The organism is Corallococcus sp. AB038B (assembly GCF_003668955.1).
In the GTDB taxonomy this organism is placed as follows: domain Bacteria; phylum Myxococcota; class Myxococcia; order Myxococcales; family Myxococcaceae; genus Corallococcus; species Corallococcus exiguus.
In genome coordinates this window covers 34235-49510 of sequence record NZ_RAWO01000014.1, presented here as the reverse complement: position 1 = coordinate 49510, position 15276 = coordinate 34235, and the positions used below count along the sequence as shown (strand labels likewise).

Sequence of the window (15276 nt, the reverse complement as noted above, 5' to 3'; positions counted from 1 at the left end):
CGGTACAGCGGGGGAGGGGAACCTCAGCCCGGCTGGCAGACCTGGCGGAGGATGTCCAACGACTCCAGCGCCTTGCCCGCGCCAATCACCACGGCGGACAGCGGGTCCTCCGCGAGGAACACCGGCAGGCCCGTCTCCTCGCGGAGCAGCGTGTCCAGGTTCTTGAGCAGCGCGCCGCCACCGGCCAGCACGATGCCCCTGTCGGCGATGTCACCGGCCAGCTCCGGCGGCGTGCGCTCCAGCGTCAGCTTCACCGCTTCGACGATGCCGTTGACGGGCTCCGCGAGCGCGTCGCGCACCTCGTCGCTGGACACCGTCAGCGTGCGCGGCACGCCGGCCACCAGGTCTCGACCCTTGATCTCCATGGTCATGACCTCGTCGGTCGGGTACGCAGTGCCGATGCCCATCTTGATGAGCTCCGCCGTGCGCTCACCGATGAGCAGGTTGTACTTGCGCTTGACGTACTGGATGATCGCCTCGTCCAGCTTGTCGCCGCCGATGCGCACGGACTTGGCGAACACGATGCCCGCGAGGCTGATGACCGCGACGTCGGACGTGCCACCGCCGATGTCCACAATCATGTTGCCGCTGGGCTCCGTCACCGGCAGGCCCGCGCCAATCGCCGCGGCCATGGGCTGCTCGATGAGGTAGACCTCGCGAGCGCCCGCGTTGGCGGCCGCCTCACGCACCGCGCGGCGCTCCACCTCCGTGATGCCGGACGGGATGCCGATGATGATGCGCGGGTTCACCAGCGTCTTGCGGTTGTGCGCGCTCTGGATGAAGTAGCGCAGCATCGCGGCGGTGATTTCGAAGTCGGCGATGACGCCGTCCTTCATGGGCCGGATGGCCACGATGTTGCCCGGCGTCCTGCCGAGCATCTCCTTGGCCTCCTTGCCCACGGCGAGCACCTTCTTGCCGCCGCGCGAGTCATGCTGCACCGCCACGACGGAGGGCTCGTTGGACACGATGCCCTGGCCGCGGATGTAGATGAGCGTGTTCGCCGTACCCAGGTCGATGGCGAGGTCGCGCGAAAACAGGGTGTGGAGCCAGTCGAACATACGGGGACGGAAACTTTCGGAAGGGTCGGGAAACTCTCCGCCCTTCAGACGGAGTGCGTTGTCGAAACTACTACGCGCCGCAATACGGAGGAAGAAAAGCCGGAGCCCCTCTCAGGGCGCCGCTCGCTGGACAACCAACCGCACCCGCCCGTCTGTTCCCTTGTCCGCATTCGGGGTGCGCTTTTCCTGAAGGACCCCAACCTGCATCCTCCCCAGGACAGCGGCCGGGCGGACGTCCGGACTTCTCAGCGCTTCAGCGAGTACTTCCCGATGGCGTAGAGGGCACGCACGCCGTCCTTCCAGCCAATCTTCTTGCCCTCCTCGTAGGTGCGCCCATGGTAGCTGATGGGCACCTCGAAGACGCGCCAGTTGCCGCGCGCCACCTTGGCGGTGATTTCGGGCTCGAAGCCGAACCGGTCCTCTTCCACGTGCACGGAGCGGATGACTTCCGCGCGGAAGGCCTTGTAGCAGGTCTCCATGTCCGTGAGGTTCAGCCCGCTCGTCATGTTGGAGAGCGTGGTGAGCAGGTTGTTGAGGACGGTGTGCCAGTAGTACAGCACCCGACGTGGCGACCCGATGAAGCGGCTGCCGAAGACGACGTCCGCGTCGCCGTCCAGGATGGGCTGGATGACCCGGGGGATGTCCCGGGGGTCGTATTCCAGGTCCGCGTCCTGCACGAGGACGATGTCCCCCGTGGCCTCGGCGAAGCCCCGGCGCAGCGCGGCCCCCTTGCCCTGGTTGTTCTCCTGGAAGAGCACCCGGATTTCGTTCCGGTTCTTCGGCGAGCCCCCCAGGACCTCCAGGCCCTGTTCAGACAGCTGGCGAAGGAATTCGCGGCTGCCGTCCTTGGAACAGTCGTCCACCAGGACGAGCTCCTTGGGGAAGTCCACGGCGATGCAGCGCCGGAGGATTTCCGCCAGGGTGGGAATCTCGTTGTAGACGGGGATGACGAGCGAGACGAGCATGGCGGCCCCGCCCTATCGCATTTCCCCCGCCAGGGCGACTCCCTTGCACACAAAATTCAGGGCCGGGCCGCCGCGCTCCGGAGCGCGTCCAGCAGGGCTTCCAGGTCCGCGTCCCCGGTGAGCGGGTGGATGAGCGTGGTGCGCAGGTACACGCCCCGGGGCAGCCGCGTCTGCACCAGGTAGAAACTCCCACGGGAGACCAGCGCTTCACGCAGGCGGACCTGGAGCGCGTCCCAGCCCTCCGGCGGCACGTGCGAGGGGGTGTGGCGGAAGCAGACGATGTTGCAGTCGGGCTCCAGGGCCAGCTCGAAGTCCGGGGCGGCGGTGAGCATCCCCGCGAAGCGCCGGGCCTGGTCGTAGGAGGCGGTGACGGCCTCCTCGAAGACGCGCGTGCCCAGCACGGACAGGCACGCGTAGACCTTGAGGGGCATCATCTCCTTGGTGCACTCCAGTGTGCGCAGGCCCACGTCGCTGTAGGGGCGCGCGTCGTCGCCGTCGCCGTGGAAGAGGTAGTGGGCCTCCTGGGAGAAGGCGTCGAAGGAGCGCGCGCCGTCGCGGAAGAGCACGGCCGTCACCAGCGCGGGCATGAGCAGCCCCTTGTGCGCGTCCCACACCACGGAGTCCGCCCGCTCGATGCCCTTCACCTGCGCGCGGTACTTCGGGCTCAGGGACGCCGCGGCCCCGTGCGCGCCGTCCACGTGGAACCACAGGCCGTGCCTTTCCGCGAAGTCCGCCACGGGCTCCAGCGGGTCGAACGCGCCGGTGGCGGTGGAGCCCGCGCTGGCCACCACGGCGATGGCCTTCCTCCCCGCGCGGGTGGCCCGGTCGAGCGCGTCCTCCAGGGCGTCCGGCCGCACGCGGAAGTGGTCGTCCACGTCCACCGGGGTGAGGCCGCCCTCGCCCCAGCCCATGATGCGGACCGCGCGGGCCAGGCAGTAGTGGGCGGAGCGGGGGACCAGCACCGTGAGAGGCGGGCCCGCGTGCGCGCCGCCGTTCCACGCGTCGTAGCCGGCCTTCGCCTGGCGGGCGGCGAGCAGGGCGGTGAGGTTGCCCGCGCTGCCGCCGGAGGTGAGCACACCCCGGGCGCTGGACGGCAGGCCCAGCTTCGCCGCCATCCACGCGAGCACGTGGTGCTCCATCGCGGTGGCGACGGGGCCCATCTCGTACACGGCCATGCCGTTGTTGAGCAGCGACGACACGGCATCGCACAGCGCGGCCAGCGGCACGGGCGCCGTCACCTGATGTCCCACGTAGCGCGGGTGGTGCAGGTGGTGCGAACCCTCCAGCACACGCGCCATCAGTGCCGCGAAGGCCTGCGAGACCTCCGGCGCCGGCTCCTCCGGAAAGGCCGTGGCGAAGCGCTCCTGGTTCACCGCAGGCGGCGCCCAGGGCAGCACCGGCATCTCGCCCCCGGCGAGCGCGGCCTTCAGGTAGTCCGCGAGCTGATCCATCAGGGCGTGGGCGGTGGCCCGGAAGGACTCCGGTTCATAGGCGGCGCGCAGCGGCGGGAAGACGGGGGTCGTCATGGCGGACGCACGCTAACGGGAGCGCATCTTCCGGGTACGGGAAACCGGGGCATGAGGGGCCGGACGGGCTCCAGGCCGGCCGGTGGAACCCTTCCGCTCCCGGAGGGACCGGGCGGGCAGGGGCCCGGCGAAGGGGCGGGCGGCTCGCGGCGACCCCGGGCCGTCACCACCTTTCCGGCGCACAGGAGGAGACGACCGATGGCTTTCGACGACACGCCGTCCGAACGGCGCTCCATCATCAGCGGCATGCGCGTCCGCTCGGCGGACGGGAAGCTCCTGGGGTACGTGGCCCTCATCGGCCAGGAGCATCTCTACATCCGGCGCTCGCCCTTCGTCCGCCATCGCCACTGGAAGGAGGCTCCCCTGTCCGCCGTGGGCCGGGTGCTCCAGGGTTCCGTCATCCTGAAGGAGGGCACGGGCCCGCTGACTCACGCGGACGCCATGTTTCACGGAGAAATCCCGACACAGACCCTGCCCCTGGTGCTGGGGCTCGAGTCGTCGCACGCGTGAGGCCGTCCGGCGGTGGACATTGAGGAGGGCGCGGACACCTGAAGTGTGATTCAACTCGGCGTCATGGCGACATCCCTCGAAGAGCTCTCCCAGCGGGTGTCCGCGGCGTTCGCGGACCGGGCGAAATTGAAGGACGCGGACACGGTGGCGGCGGTGCGCGAGACGCTCGCGCGGCTGGACACCGGGGAGCTGCGCGTCGCGGAGAAGGGCCCGGAAGGCTGGCGGGTCAACGCCTGGGTGAAGGAGGCCATCCTCCTGTTCTTCGCCGTGTCGGAGATGAAGGTGATGGAGGTGGGCCCCTTCGAGTTCTACGACAAGGTGCCCCTGAAGAAGGGCCTGGAGGCGGCGGGTGTGCGCGTGGTGCCGCCGGGCACCGTGCGCTACGGCGCCTTCGTGGAGCGGGGCGCGGTGGTGATGCCCGGGTACGTGAACATCGGCGCGCGGGTGGGCGCGGGCACCATGGTGGACACCTGGGCCACCGTGGGCTCCTGCGCGCAGGTGGGCCGCAACGTCCACCTGTCGGGCGGCGTGGGCCTGGGCGGCGTGCTCGAGCCGCCCACCGCGTCTCCGGTCATCATCGAGGACGGCGCCTTCCTGGGCAGCCGCTCCATCGTGGTGGAGGGCGTGGTGGTGGAGGAGGAGGCGGTGCTCGGCGCCAACGTGGTGCTGACCGCGTCCACGCAGATCATCGACGTCACCGGGACCCAGGAGGTCATCCACAAGGGCCGCGTGCCGGCGCGCAGCGTGGTGATTCCGGGCATGCGGGAGAAGCAGTTCCCCGCCGGGAAGTTCATGGTCCCGTGCGCGCTCATCATCGGGCAGCGCAAGGCGTCCACCGACCAGAAGACCAGCCTCAACTCCGCCCTGCGGGACTTCGCCGTCGCGGTGTGAGCCTGCGACAAATCCGGCGCGGGCGGGGTCGCGTATAGGAGTTGTTACGCGACTTGTTACGGCCGCGTCGTTTTCAGGAGAGCATGGAACACCTCGATGACATCCTCCCCGAGTGGTTGCTAGGGACACTGGAGCCGGCCCGGCGCGACGCCGCGTCACGGCACCTGGACGGCTGTGCGCACTGCCGGGCGGAGTTGGCCCGGCTGACGCCCGCCGTGGATGCGTTGGGGGCGCTCGTGGAGCCGGTGGCGCCCCCCGTCGAGTCGCTCCAGCGCCTGATGGGCCAGATGGAGGGGCCCGGCCGCTTCGCCCGCTGGGCCGGGAAGCTCGCCGCGTTCCTGGACCTGACGGAGGCGCGGGCCCGCGAGCTGCTGGAGTCCATGTCGGAGCCGTCCAACTGGATGCCCGGCCCGGTGGAGGGCGTGGAGCTGATGCCGGTGGAGACGGGGCCGACGCGTGAGGGGATGATGGCCGCCATCGTGCGCCTCCAGCCCGGCGCCCGCTACCCGCGTCACACGCACCTGGGCCGCGAGTGGAACCTGGTGCTGGAGGGCGGCTTCCGCGAGGACTCCGGCCACGAGGTGTGGCCCGGGGACGAGCTGGACAAGGCGGACGGCTCGCTGCACGACTTCACCGCGCTGCAGGGCCCCGCGTGCATCTGCGTCTCGGTGTTGGATGGCGTGACGTCCTTCGAGGACCTGGCGGACGGCGCCTGACGGGACGATGTTCCGGGCCCGGGCGGGGAGTATGGTGCTTCGCGCATGTCCTCCACCGACCTCGCCACCCGACTCGCCCAGACGACGCTCGAGCTGTGTCGCATTGAAAGCCCCATTGGCTACGAGGGTCCCATCGCGGACCACGTGGAAGGCTGGGCGCTGAAGCACTTCCGCCGCGAGGAGGTCTTCCGCGTCGGGCACACGCTGCTGTTGGGCTCGCTGGAGGACCCCCGGCCCACGGTGGCGCTCATCGGTCACCTGGACACGGTGCCCATGCACCCCGGGGATGTGGGCCGTGTGCCGCGCATCGAAGGGGAGCGCGTGCACGGGTTGGGCGCGTCCGACATGAAGGGCGGCGTCGCGGTGATGATGGCGCTGGCGGAGGACCTCAAGCGCGACGCGCTGCCCGTCAACGTGGCCTTCCTCCTGTACGAGCGCGAGGAGGGTGCCTACGCGGAGAGCGGCCTCATCCCGCTGTACGCGAAGCGGCCGGACCTCTCCCACGTGAAGTTCGGCATCGCCATGGAGCCCACGGACGGCGTGGTGCAGGTGGGCTGCGTCGGCAGCATGCAGGTGACCGTCCGGTTCACGGGGCGCAGCGCGCACTCCGCCCGGCCGTGGCAGGGGGAGAACGCCATCCACAAGGCGGGGCCGCTGCTCACGGAGCTCTTGGGCCGCGAGCGCGTGGAGGTCAACGTCGCGGGCTTCCCCTTCTATGAAGTCATGAGCGCCACGCTGGCCAAGGGCGGCCGTGCGCGCAACGTGGTGCCGGAGGCGTTCGAGCTGAACCTCAACTACCGCTTCGCGCCGGGCAAGAGCGTGGCGCAAGCGAAGGAGGACGTGCTGGCGCTGGTGGCGGGCCGCGCGGAGGTGGAGTTCACGGACGCGTCCCCCAGTGGGCCGGTGGCCGCGGGCAACCCGCTGTTCCAGCGGCTGATGTCGCTCACGGGGCTGCCCGCCGCGTCGAAGCAGGCGTGGACGGACGTGGCCCGCTTCGGTGAGTGGGGCGTGGACGCAGTGAACTTCGGACCCGGTGAGACGGCTCAGGCGCACCAGCTTCACGAGAGCGCGCCCATCCCTCCGCTGGCCGTGGCGTACGAGAAGCTGGCTGCGTTCCTGAAGGGCGCGGCGTAGCGGTCCGCGTGGCGTCGTGCGCTCTGGGGCCGGATTCTCGGCCTCGCGCGTGAGCGCATTCGTCAGGTGGCGTGCATCTGCGCAGGGGGGGATGGATGCAACTCCGGCGGTTGCGCTTACCCTTGCAGGGTCGTCATCCCTGGAGGTTGTTGATGCACGCCGAGTCGAACATGCAGGACCCGAACGAGACCCCGTCGTCCAACACGATCCTGCCGGTCGGTGAGGCGACGCCCGCCACTCCGTCGCGCCGCCGCTCCTCCGGCGCGCGCAAGGGCGCCCGCAAGGCGTCGTCCCGCCGCACGGGGGCCGCGAAGAAGGCGACCACCAAGCGCACCACCGCGAAGAAGGCCGCGGGCAAGCGCACCGCGAAGAAGGCCACCGCGAAGCGCGGCACGGCGAAGCGCGGTACGGCGAAGAAGGCCACCGCGAAGCGCGGCGCCCGCAAGGCCCCGGCCCGTCGCGCCGCCGCCGGCCGCACCGCACGCAAGACGTCCGCCCGTGGCAAGTCCGCGCGCAAGACGACGGCTCGCAAGAGCCCGTCGCGCCGCTCCACGCGCCGTTAGCACTCCCTGTCGCTGGCGGAAATACCCCTCACCACCGGGTTCCCGCCAGTGACCCAGGGCGGGTCATCTTCCATCCCCACGCCCCCTTATTCGCCGGATTAATCGAGTTTTCCGGCTGGGCCTGATAGGCGTGGAGTTGGACACTGAACGACAGTACTAGTCGTCCGGGGTCCAACGAGGGGTGGAGATGTCCAAGGGGAAGCAGAAGCAGCCATTCCAGTTGCCGGAGTTCTACGTGCCGTGGCCGGCGCGGCTGAACCCGAACCTGGAAGCGGCCCGCGTGCACACCAAGGCGTGGTCGTACCAGATGGGCATCCTGGGACCGCCGCGAGATGGCACGGACCGCGAGGTCTGGTCCGAGCGCCGCTTCGACGGCATGGACTACGCGCTGCTCTGTGCGTACACGCACCCGGAGGCGCCGGGCCCGGAGCTGGACCTCATCACGGACTGGTACGTCTGGGTCTTCTACTTCGACGACCACTTCCTGGAGGTCTTCAAGTACTCGCGCGACGTGGCGGGTGGGCAGGCCTACCTGGACCGTCTGCCGCTGTTCATGCCGCTGGACATGTCCCCGCCGCCGGAGCCCACCAACGCGGTGGAGCGCGGCCTCTGGGACCTGTGGCAGCGCACCGTGCCCTCCATGTCCATGGAGTGGCGCCGCCGCTTCTTCGAGAACACCAAGCACCTGCTCGATGAGTCGATGTGGGAGATCGAGAACATCAGCGAGGCGCGCGTCTCCAACCCCATCGAGTACATCGAGATGCGCCGCAAGGTGGGTGGCGCGCCCTGGTCGTCCGACCTGGTGGAGCACGCCGTCGCCGCGGAGATTCCGGACCGCGTCGTGAAGAGCCGGCCGATGCGCGTCTTCAAGGACACGTTCTCGGACGCGGTGCACCTGCGCAACGACCTGTTCTCCTACGAGCGCGAGCTGGAGGAGGGCGAGCTCTCCAACGGCGTGCTGGTGGTGGAGAAGTTCCTCGATTGTGACACGCAGCGCGCGGCGGACCTGGTCAACGACCTGCTGACGTCGCGGCTCCAGCAGTTCGAGACCACGTTCGCCACGGAACTGCCGTGGCTGTTCGCGGAGTACGGGCTCAACCCGGTGGAGCAGGCGCAGGTGCTCACGTACCTGCGCGGACTCCAGGACTGGCAGTCCGGCGGCCACGAGTGGCACATGCGCTCCAACCGCTACATGAACCAGCACTCGGAGGAGCGGCCGGCGCTGTCCATCCCCGTGCCCTCCGGCCTGGGCACCTCCGCGCTGCGGATTCCGCTGACGCCGGGCGGGCTGGGACTGGGGCCTCGCTCCCGCTCCCTGAGCCACGTGCCCCGCCAGCACGTGGGCCCCACGAAGCTGCCGAAGTTCTACATGCCGTACAGCACGTACTTGAGCCCGCACCTGGACCGCGCGCGCAAGCACTCCAAGGAGTGGGCGCGGCGGGTGGGCATGCTGGAGGTGGTTCCCGTCGTGGGGTTCTACGTCTGGGACGACCACAAGTTCGACGCGGCGGACGTGGCCCTCTGCGGCGCGTACATCCACCCGGACGCGACGCCGGAGCAGCTGGACCTGACGGCGTGCTGGCTCGTCTGGGGCACGTACGCGGACGACTACTTCCCCATGCTCTACGCGAACACGCGGGACATGGCGGGCGCGAAGATGTTCACCGCGCGGTTGGGCCAGTTCATGCCGGATGACGTGGAGGCCGCCAACGCCGCGGTGCCCACCAACCCGGTGGAGCTGGGCCTGGTGGACCTGTGGAAGCGCACCGCCGGCCCGCTGTCGGCGCGCGGCCGCACGCTGTTCCGCAAGGCCATCCAGGACATGACGGACAGCTGGGTGTGGGAGCTGAACAACCAGATCGTCAACCGCGTGCCGGACCCCGTGGACTACGTGGAGATGCGCCGCAAGACGTTCGGCTCGGACCTCACCATGAGCCTGTCGCGCCTCTCCAAGGGCGACGCGGTGCCGGAGGACGTCTTCAACACCCGCACGCTGCGCGGGCTGGAGAACTCCGCCGCGGACTACGCCTGCTTCGTCAACGACCTCTTCTCCTATCAGAAGGAGATTGAGTTCGAGGGCGAGCTCAACAACTGCGTGCTCGTGGTCCAGAAGTTTCTGGGCGTGGACAAGGACACGGCTGTCCTCACGGTCAACGAGCTGATGACCGCGCGCATGAAGCAGTTCGAGCACCTGGTGGCCAAGGAGCTGCCGGTGGTCATCCGCACCTTCAACCTGGATGCGAAGGCGCAGGAGAAGCTGAACAAGTACGTGGAGCAGCTCCAGCAGTGGATGGCGGGCATCCCCCGGTGGCACGCGGAGGTGACCCGCTACACGGAGACCGAGCTGACCCACGACGCAGCGCCCAAGTTCAAGACCGGGAACGTCTCCGGTCTGGGCAAGTCCGCGATGCGCATCGCCGAGCTGTTCCGCACCGGCAAGCCTTGAGCTCAACCGCAGTCCGAAGCCTTTTGATTCTTCAACCTGGAAAAGGGTGATCCATGTCCAACGACATCAAGAAGTTCGACGACAACAACCAGAGCCTCGGTACGCAGGCGGCGCGTCAGCTGGCGACGACGACCAAGTCCGAGCCGCAGATGCAGGGCATCTCCTCGCGGACGCTGCTCAAGCTGCTGCCGTGGGTGCAGGTGTCCGGCGGTACGTTCCGCGTCAACCGCCGCATGACCTACGCGGTGGGTGACGGCCGCGTCACCTTCACCAGCACCGGCGCCAAGGTGCAGGTGATTCCGCAGGAGCTGGGCGAGCTGCCCCTGCTGCGCGGCTACGAGGACGTGGACGCGCTCACCGCGCTGGCCAACCGCTTCGAGCAGAAGGAGTACAAGGCCGGTGAGGTCATCACCGAGGCCGGCAAGGAAGCGGACTCCATCGTCCTCATCGCCCACGGCAAGGTGAACCGCATTGGCACCGGCAAGTACGGCGAGCCGCTGGTGCTGGAGACGCTGGCGGACGGCGACCACTACAGCTACCAGGCGCTGCTGGAGTCGCAGGACTACTGGCAGTTCACGGCGAAGGCCGTGACGCCGGTCATCGCGCTCATCCTGCAGCAGTCCGCCTTCGAGGCGGTCGTGGCGCAGGTTCCGTCGCTGCAGAAGCACATCGACAACTTCAAGGCCCGCTCCAAGAAGAAGCAGGACACGTCCGGCCAGAAGGCCATCGAGCTGGCCGCCGGCCACCACGGCGAGCCCGTGCTCCCCGGCACCTTCGTGGACTACGAGACGCACCCGCGCGAGTACGAGCTGGCCATCGCGCAGACCGTGCTGCAGATCCACACGCGCGTCGCGGACCTCTTCAACGACCCCATGAACCAGACCCAGCAGCAGCTGCGTCTGACGGTGGAGGCGCTGAAGGAGCGCAAGGAGCACGAGCTCATCAACAACCGCGAGTTCGGCCTGCTGCACAACGCGGACCTGAAGCAGCGCATCCACACCCGCTCCGGCGCGCCGACCCCGGACGACATGGACGAGCTGCTGGCCACGGTGTGGAAGGAGCCGTCGTTCTTCCTGGCCCACCCGCGCGCCATCGCCGCGTTCGGGCAGGAGTGCAACAAGCGTGGCATCTACCCCACCAGCACCGACATGAACGGGACCATGGTGCCCGCGTGGCGCGGCATCCCCATCGTGTCCTGCAACAAGCTGCCCATCAGCGAGTCGCGCACCACGTCCATCATGCTGATGCGCGCGGGTGAGAAGAACCAGGGCGTCGTCGGTCTGCACCAGGCGGGCATCCCGGATGAGATCGAGCCCAGCCTGAACGTCCGGTTCATGGGCATCAACGAGAAGGCCATCATGAACTACCTGGTGACGGCGTACTTCTCCGCGGCGGTGCTGACGCCGGACGCGCTGGGCATCCTGGAGAGCGTGGAGCTGGGCCGCTCGTAGTTCCTCGTCCGTCCATAACGGGAAGGCTCTTCCATGACGACTTCACAGAAGGACGTAGCGGCGCACGAGGGCACCAGCCTCAGCACGGCGGGTGCGCGCCAGCTCGCGACGACGACCAAGACGCAGCCGGTGATGCAGGGCATTTCGCCCCGCTACCTGCTGAACATCCTGCCCTGGGTGCAGGTGTCCGGCGGCACGTACCGCGTGAACCGGCGGCTGACGTACACCGTGGGCGATGACCGGCTGAACTTCAGCAACATCGGCGCCAAGGTGGAGATCATCCCGCAGGAGCTGCTCAAGCTGCCGCTGATGCGGGGCTTCCAGGACGTGGATGACCTGCTCATCCGCACCCTGGCCGGCCGCTTCACCCAGAAGCATTACAAGGCCGGGGAGAACATCGTGGAGGCGGGCAAGTCCGCCGAGCACGTGATGCTCATCGCCCACGGCAAGGCGCAGAAGCTGAAGGCCGGCAAGTACGGCGACCCCGTCGTGCTGGACACGCTGGCGGACGGCGACCACTTCGGTGACCAGGCGGTGGTGGAGTCGAACGACGTGTGGCCCTTCACCGTCAAGGCCCTCACGGCCTGCACGGTGATGGCGCTGCCGCAGGACGTGTTCGAGTCCCTCATCAACCAGTCCCCGGCGCTGAAGGCGCACGTGGCGCGCTACCAGGCCAACCTCAAGAAGCCCCAGGACAAGGCGGGCCAGTCCGCCATCGCGCTGGCCGCCGGCCACCACGGCGAGCCCGTGCTGCCCGGCACCTTCGTGGACTACGAGCTGAAGCCGCGCGAGTACGAGCTGAGCGTGGCGCAGACCATCCTGCGCGTGCACACCCGCGTGTCGGACATCTTCAACGACCCGATGAACCAGACCGCGGAGCAGCTGCGGTTGACCATCGAGGCGCTGAAGGAGCGCAAGGAGTGGGAGCTCATCAACAACCCGGAGTTCGGCCTGCTGCACAACGCCGACCTCAAGCAGCGCATCAACACGCGCACGGGTCCGCCGACGCCGGACGATATGGATGAGCTGGTGTCGCGCCGCCGTAAGACGCGCTACTTCCTGGCCCACCCGCGCGCCATCGCGGCGTTCGGCCGGGAGTGCAACAAGCGCGGCCTGTACCCGACGGTGGTGGACGTGGGCGGAGCGAAGTTCCAGGCGTGGCGCGGGGTGCCCATCCTCCCGTGCGACAAGCTGCCCATCAGCCGGGAGAACACCACCTCCATCCTCGCCATGCGCATCGGTCAGGACGACCAGGGCGTGGTGGGCCTGCACAACGCGGGCATCCCCGACGAAGTGGAGCCGAGCCTCACCGTGAAGCGCATGGCCGTGAACGACCAGGCCATGACGAACTACCTGGTGAGCACCTACTACTCCGCCGCCGTGCTCGTCCCGGACGCGCTGGGCGTGCTGGAGAACGTGGCGCTCGGCGGCTGAGCTGTTCCCCGCTGTGAAACATGAACGGGCCCGGTGCGTCAGCGCGCCGGGCCCGTTGTTTTTAGCGGCACCGGGCGAAGTACCAGCGCAGTTGGAGCTGGCCCCGGAGCACGGTTTCGTCCGTGTCCGTGCCGGGTGCCGTGGTGAGCGAGGCGAGGGCGCTGGTGCAGCCGGGCAGCTTCACGTCGATGGCTGCGCCCGGGTGGAAGCGATTGTCGGTGCCGTCGAAGGTCAGCTCCGCGCGGAAGTTGGCCACGGAGGTCTTCCGCTGCACGCCCAGTCCGGTGCGCAGCGCCCTTCCGTCGCGGAAGATGTCCAGCGCCTGCATCGTCGCGAGCGCGTCGAAGCGCCGGCCGAGCGAGGCCTGTCCGGTCAGCCAGAACGTGTGCCTTGTGTCCCGGAGCCCGTCGCCCGTGAGCACGCCGCCTTCCGTGCGGGCGGAGACGCCCCAGCCCGCGGAGATCTGGATGTCTCCGCTCCGGGAACGCATCTGTCTTTCGGCCTGGTCGAAGATGGCGGACAGGTCCACGCCCCGTTCGGACACGTCCTCGTCCGAGTCCGCGGGCCGTGGCACGCCGTGGCGCTCCAGTTCCTCCGCGACCTGTTCGGGCAGGGTGGAGTTGAGCACGGGGTCGTGCGGATCATGGACCGTCGTCCGGAGCCCGAGTCCCACGCGCCATGCACCCGTGCCGTCCAGGTCTGGAATCATGGCCGCGGACACCGTCGTCTTCGTCAGCACCCGCATCAACCGGCCCGCCACCGAGTTCGAGCGGTAGCCCGACAGACTCCGGACTCCGCCGCCGAAGAGGAAGTAGGGCGCGACGTCCAGGCTGATCCCCGGACGGAACGCTTCCGGCGATGCTGACGCCAGGACCGTGGCCATCACCGGCTTGGGCGCCGCGCCGAGCAGCACGCGCAGGGGCGCCTCCTCCATCGCGACGAGGGCCGGAGACTCCGGCACGTCCACGTCGAGCACGTAGCGGTAGAGGTTGATGTTGTCGCTGTCTCGCGCGCTCGCCGCGCCCGGGGCGAGCAGGGCGCCCACCACCGACAGGCTGGCGAACCTATTCACTCGAGTTCCAGCCCGCGGAGATAGTCATTGGCGAAGGCCGCGCGCAGCTCTGGCGTGGGAAGCAGGGCCCGGCGCGTTTCGAGCCAGGCGTTGACGCGAGCCTCGCCGTACAGGCCGCGCACCGCCGGGCCATCCAGTTCGTGGAACTTGCCCCAGTGGTACGTGTGGGGGATGGAGGATTCGGCGAGCTGCTGCCAGACGCGACGGTTGTAGGACTTCGTGCGGGTGGACGACGCCCCGTCGATGTCCAGGATGCACGTCATGGGCGCGTGCTGGGTGAACGCCATCGTGGCTTTGGAGGGCAGGGCGTAGCGCACCCCGAACAGCCCGGGGAACGCGTGGGTGCGATTGATGGCGAGGGCCATCTCCACCGTCTCGCGCACCCGGCCGAGCGGGACTCCTACAGCGCTGCCCCAGGCCTTCCCCCGGGTGGTCGTGTCGGTGAACAGCTCGCCGTGCGTCCCGCAGACGTTTTCGTATTCCGTGTAGAAGCGATCCATCAGCCGCGACAGCAGGGGGATGGTCAGCTCCGAGACCATGTCCGTCAGCACGCCGACGATTTCGAGCGCGCTGTCCCCCTGTGTCAGCTTGCTGCCGGGGCTGGGCGGGTTCGAGCCTTCCGGACACCGCGCGTGCTTGTACATCACCGTGACGAAGACGCCCCGGTCCATGTCATTGGGATTGATGACCGCTGTAAAATGATAGGGTTTGAGCCCCTGCGGCCCCGGCAGCGTGATGCCGGAGAAGTCCAGTTGGTCGAACGCGCGCCAGAGGCCCTCGGTGAGCGGCATCCGCTGGCGGTACGCCTGGAGGTAGTAGAGGTCCACCACCTCCATCAGGACGCCGTGCACGAGTCCGAAGCCGCCCAGGCCCACCAGGGCGGCGTTGAAGAGGGCGTCGTCCCGGATGAGCTCCGCGCCAATCTTCTGCGGAATCTCATCGTGGATGACCGGCGCGCTGGCTCGCTCCAGCCAGACGTGCCGGTCCGGTGAGACGACGATGTGCAGGCCCACCACGAAGTCCTGCATGGCGCCGGTCTCCAGGCTGGAGCCATGCGTGCCCGTCCCGATGGCTCCGGCGATGGTCTGCCCATTGCTGGCGCCCGAGGTGGTCAGGGACTTGCCGGCCTTCTTCAGGAAGTGGTTCAGCTCCGCGACGGAGACACCGCTCTGCGCGAAGAGGAGGTCCTCCCTCCGGCCCGGATAGTCAGGATGGGTGCGGGGCGCGGGGAAGAGGTAGTTCAGCGGCCGGGTGTTGACGAGGATGCCGCTGGTGGCGGGCGCCTTGGAGAAGGACCAGCCGCCGCCCAGGCCGCGGATCTCCAGGCGCTCGGTGAGCGCGCGCTGGATGAGGCCCTGCAGGCCCACGGTGGTGTCGATGTATCCCGGCACCGTGGACTGGGAGGCATCCGCGTTCCAGACATCCACCAACAGCTCCAGCTTCTGGGTGTAGCTCTGGTGCCAGTTCTGCCAGCGCTTCTGGCTGCTCTCGTGGATGACGGGAGGCATGG

General features: G+C 68.8%; 13 protein-coding genes. 8 read left to right on the top strand and 5 right to left on the bottom strand.

All coding sequences use genetic code 11. From position 1 onward, the window contains the following. Nucleotides 1-23 precede the first annotated feature (23 nt). From D7Y04_RS35825 to D7Y04_RS35815, 3 genes are all read right to left on the bottom strand, one after another. Nucleotides 24-1058 (bottom strand): rod shape-determining protein, encoded by a 1035-nt coding sequence (locus tag D7Y04_RS35825; RefSeq protein WP_120598366.1) that lies wholly within the window; start codon nucleotides 1056-1058, stop codon nucleotides 24-26. A gap of 245 nt (nucleotides 1059-1303) precedes the next feature. After that, on the bottom strand, nucleotides 1304-2023 hold the full coding sequence (locus tag D7Y04_RS35820; RefSeq protein WP_120575652.1) for a glycosyltransferase family 2 protein: 720 nt from the start codon (nucleotides 2021-2023) through the stop codon (nucleotides 1304-1306). Between the two features lie 56 nt (nucleotides 2024-2079). Then, nucleotides 2080-3549, bottom strand: a complete 1470-nt coding sequence (locus D7Y04_RS35815; RefSeq protein ID WP_121762239.1) for an aminotransferase class I/II-fold pyridoxal phosphate-dependent enzyme — start codon at nucleotides 3547-3549, stop codon at nucleotides 2080-2082. 198 nt (nucleotides 3550-3747) lie between these two features. Between D7Y04_RS35815 and D7Y04_RS35810 the strand changes: the two genes are divergently transcribed. The 8 genes from D7Y04_RS35810 (at nucleotide 3748) to D7Y04_RS35775 (ending at nucleotide 12694) form a co-directional block, all read left to right on the top strand. Further along, nucleotides 3748-4059, top strand: a complete 312-nt coding sequence (locus tag D7Y04_RS35810) for a hypothetical protein (RefSeq protein ID WP_121762238.1) — start codon at nucleotides 3748-3750, stop codon at nucleotides 4057-4059. A gap of 63 nt (nucleotides 4060-4122) precedes the next feature. After that, a complete protein-coding gene (locus tag D7Y04_RS35805) occupies nucleotides 4123-4950 on the top strand; it encodes a 2,3,4,5-tetrahydropyridine-2,6-dicarboxylate N-succinyltransferase (protein ID WP_120597335.1) in 828 nt (275 codons plus the stop codon). 83 nt (nucleotides 4951-5033) lie between these two features. Continuing rightward, complete coding sequence (locus D7Y04_RS35800; protein ID WP_121762237.1) at nucleotides 5034-5666, top strand: cupin domain-containing protein; 633 nt, start codon at nucleotides 5034-5036, stop codon at nucleotides 5664-5666. A 45-nt stretch (nucleotides 5667-5711) separates the two neighbouring features. Next, nucleotides 5712-6800, top strand: a complete 1089-nt coding sequence (gene dapE / locus D7Y04_RS35795; protein ID WP_120597333.1) for a succinyl-diaminopimelate desuccinylase — start codon at nucleotides 5712-5714, stop codon at nucleotides 6798-6800. A gap of 152 nt (nucleotides 6801-6952) precedes the next feature. Further along, nucleotides 6953-7363, top strand: coding sequence for a histone (locus D7Y04_RS35790; RefSeq protein ID WP_121762236.1), 411 nt, complete (start codon nucleotides 6953-6955; stop codon nucleotides 7361-7363). Nucleotides 7364-7550: 187 nt separating this feature from the next. After that, complete coding sequence (locus D7Y04_RS35785) at nucleotides 7551-9809, top strand: family 2 encapsulin nanocompartment cargo protein terpene cyclase (protein WP_120597331.1); 2259 nt, start codon at nucleotides 7551-7553, stop codon at nucleotides 9807-9809. A gap of 53 nt (nucleotides 9810-9862) precedes the next feature. After that, nucleotides 9863-11260 (top strand): family 2B encapsulin nanocompartment shell protein, encoded by a 1398-nt coding sequence (locus tag D7Y04_RS35780; RefSeq protein ID WP_120597330.1) that lies wholly within the window; start codon nucleotides 9863-9865, stop codon nucleotides 11258-11260. Nucleotides 11261-11293: 33 nt separating this feature from the next. Then, a complete protein-coding gene (locus D7Y04_RS35775; RefSeq protein WP_121762235.1) occupies nucleotides 11294-12694 on the top strand; it encodes a family 2B encapsulin nanocompartment shell protein in 1401 nt (466 codons plus the stop codon). Between the two features lie 61 nt (nucleotides 12695-12755). Here the strand turns inward: D7Y04_RS35775 and D7Y04_RS35770 are convergent, their stop codons facing one another. Both D7Y04_RS35770 and D7Y04_RS35765 read right to left on the bottom strand, forming a co-directional pair. Further along, the gene (locus D7Y04_RS35770; RefSeq protein WP_121762234.1) at nucleotides 12756-13766 is read right to left on the bottom strand and encodes a hypothetical protein; all 1011 of its coding nucleotides are present in this window, start codon (nucleotides 13764-13766) and stop codon (nucleotides 12756-12758) included. Beyond that, complete coding sequence (locus D7Y04_RS35765) at nucleotides 13763-15274, bottom strand: FAD-binding protein (protein WP_158627645.1); 1512 nt, start codon at nucleotides 15272-15274, stop codon at nucleotides 13763-13765. The genes D7Y04_RS35770 and D7Y04_RS35765 overlap by 4 nt, the downstream gene beginning before the upstream one ends. Nucleotides 15275-15276 lie beyond the last annotated feature (2 nt).

What these genes read in the sequence shown, in the direction of transcription:
- D7Y04_RS35790 (WP_121762236.1), top strand. Translation starts at nt 6,953, where the DNA reads ATGCACGCCGAGTCGAACATGCAGGACCCGAACGAGACCCCGTCGTCC.
- D7Y04_RS35815 (WP_121762239.1), bottom strand. Translation starts at nt 3,549, where the DNA reads ATGACGACCCCCGTCTTCCCGCCGCTGCGCGCCGCCTATGAACCGGAG.
- D7Y04_RS35800 (WP_121762237.1), top strand. Translation starts at nt 5,034, where the DNA reads ATGGAACACCTCGATGACATCCTCCCCGAGTGGTTGCTAGGGACACTG.
- D7Y04_RS35810 (WP_121762238.1), top strand. Translation starts at nt 3,748, where the DNA reads ATGGCTTTCGACGACACGCCGTCCGAACGGCGCTCCATCATCAGCGGC.
- D7Y04_RS35825 (WP_120598366.1), bottom strand. Translation starts at nt 1,058, where the DNA reads ATGTTCGACTGGCTCCACACCCTGTTTTCGCGCGACCTCGCCATCGAC.
- D7Y04_RS35820 (WP_120575652.1), bottom strand. Translation starts at nt 2,023, where the DNA reads ATGCTCGTCTCGCTCGTCATCCCCGTCTACAACGAGATTCCCACCCTG.
- D7Y04_RS35775 (WP_121762235.1), top strand. Translation starts at nt 11,294, where the DNA reads ATGACGACTTCACAGAAGGACGTAGCGGCGCACGAGGGCACCAGCCTC.
- D7Y04_RS35765 (WP_158627645.1), bottom strand. Translation starts at nt 15,274, where the DNA reads ATGCCTCCCGTCATCCACGAGAGCAGCCAGAAGCGCTGGCAGAACTGG.
- D7Y04_RS35805 (WP_120597335.1), top strand. Translation starts at nt 4,123, where the DNA reads ATGGCGACATCCCTCGAAGAGCTCTCCCAGCGGGTGTCCGCGGCGTTC.
- D7Y04_RS35785 (WP_120597331.1), top strand. Translation starts at nt 7,551, where the DNA reads ATGTCCAAGGGGAAGCAGAAGCAGCCATTCCAGTTGCCGGAGTTCTAC.
- D7Y04_RS35780 (WP_120597330.1), top strand. Translation starts at nt 9,863, where the DNA reads ATGTCCAACGACATCAAGAAGTTCGACGACAACAACCAGAGCCTCGGT.
- dapE (WP_120597333.1), top strand. Translation starts at nt 5,712, where the DNA reads ATGTCCTCCACCGACCTCGCCACCCGACTCGCCCAGACGACGCTCGAG.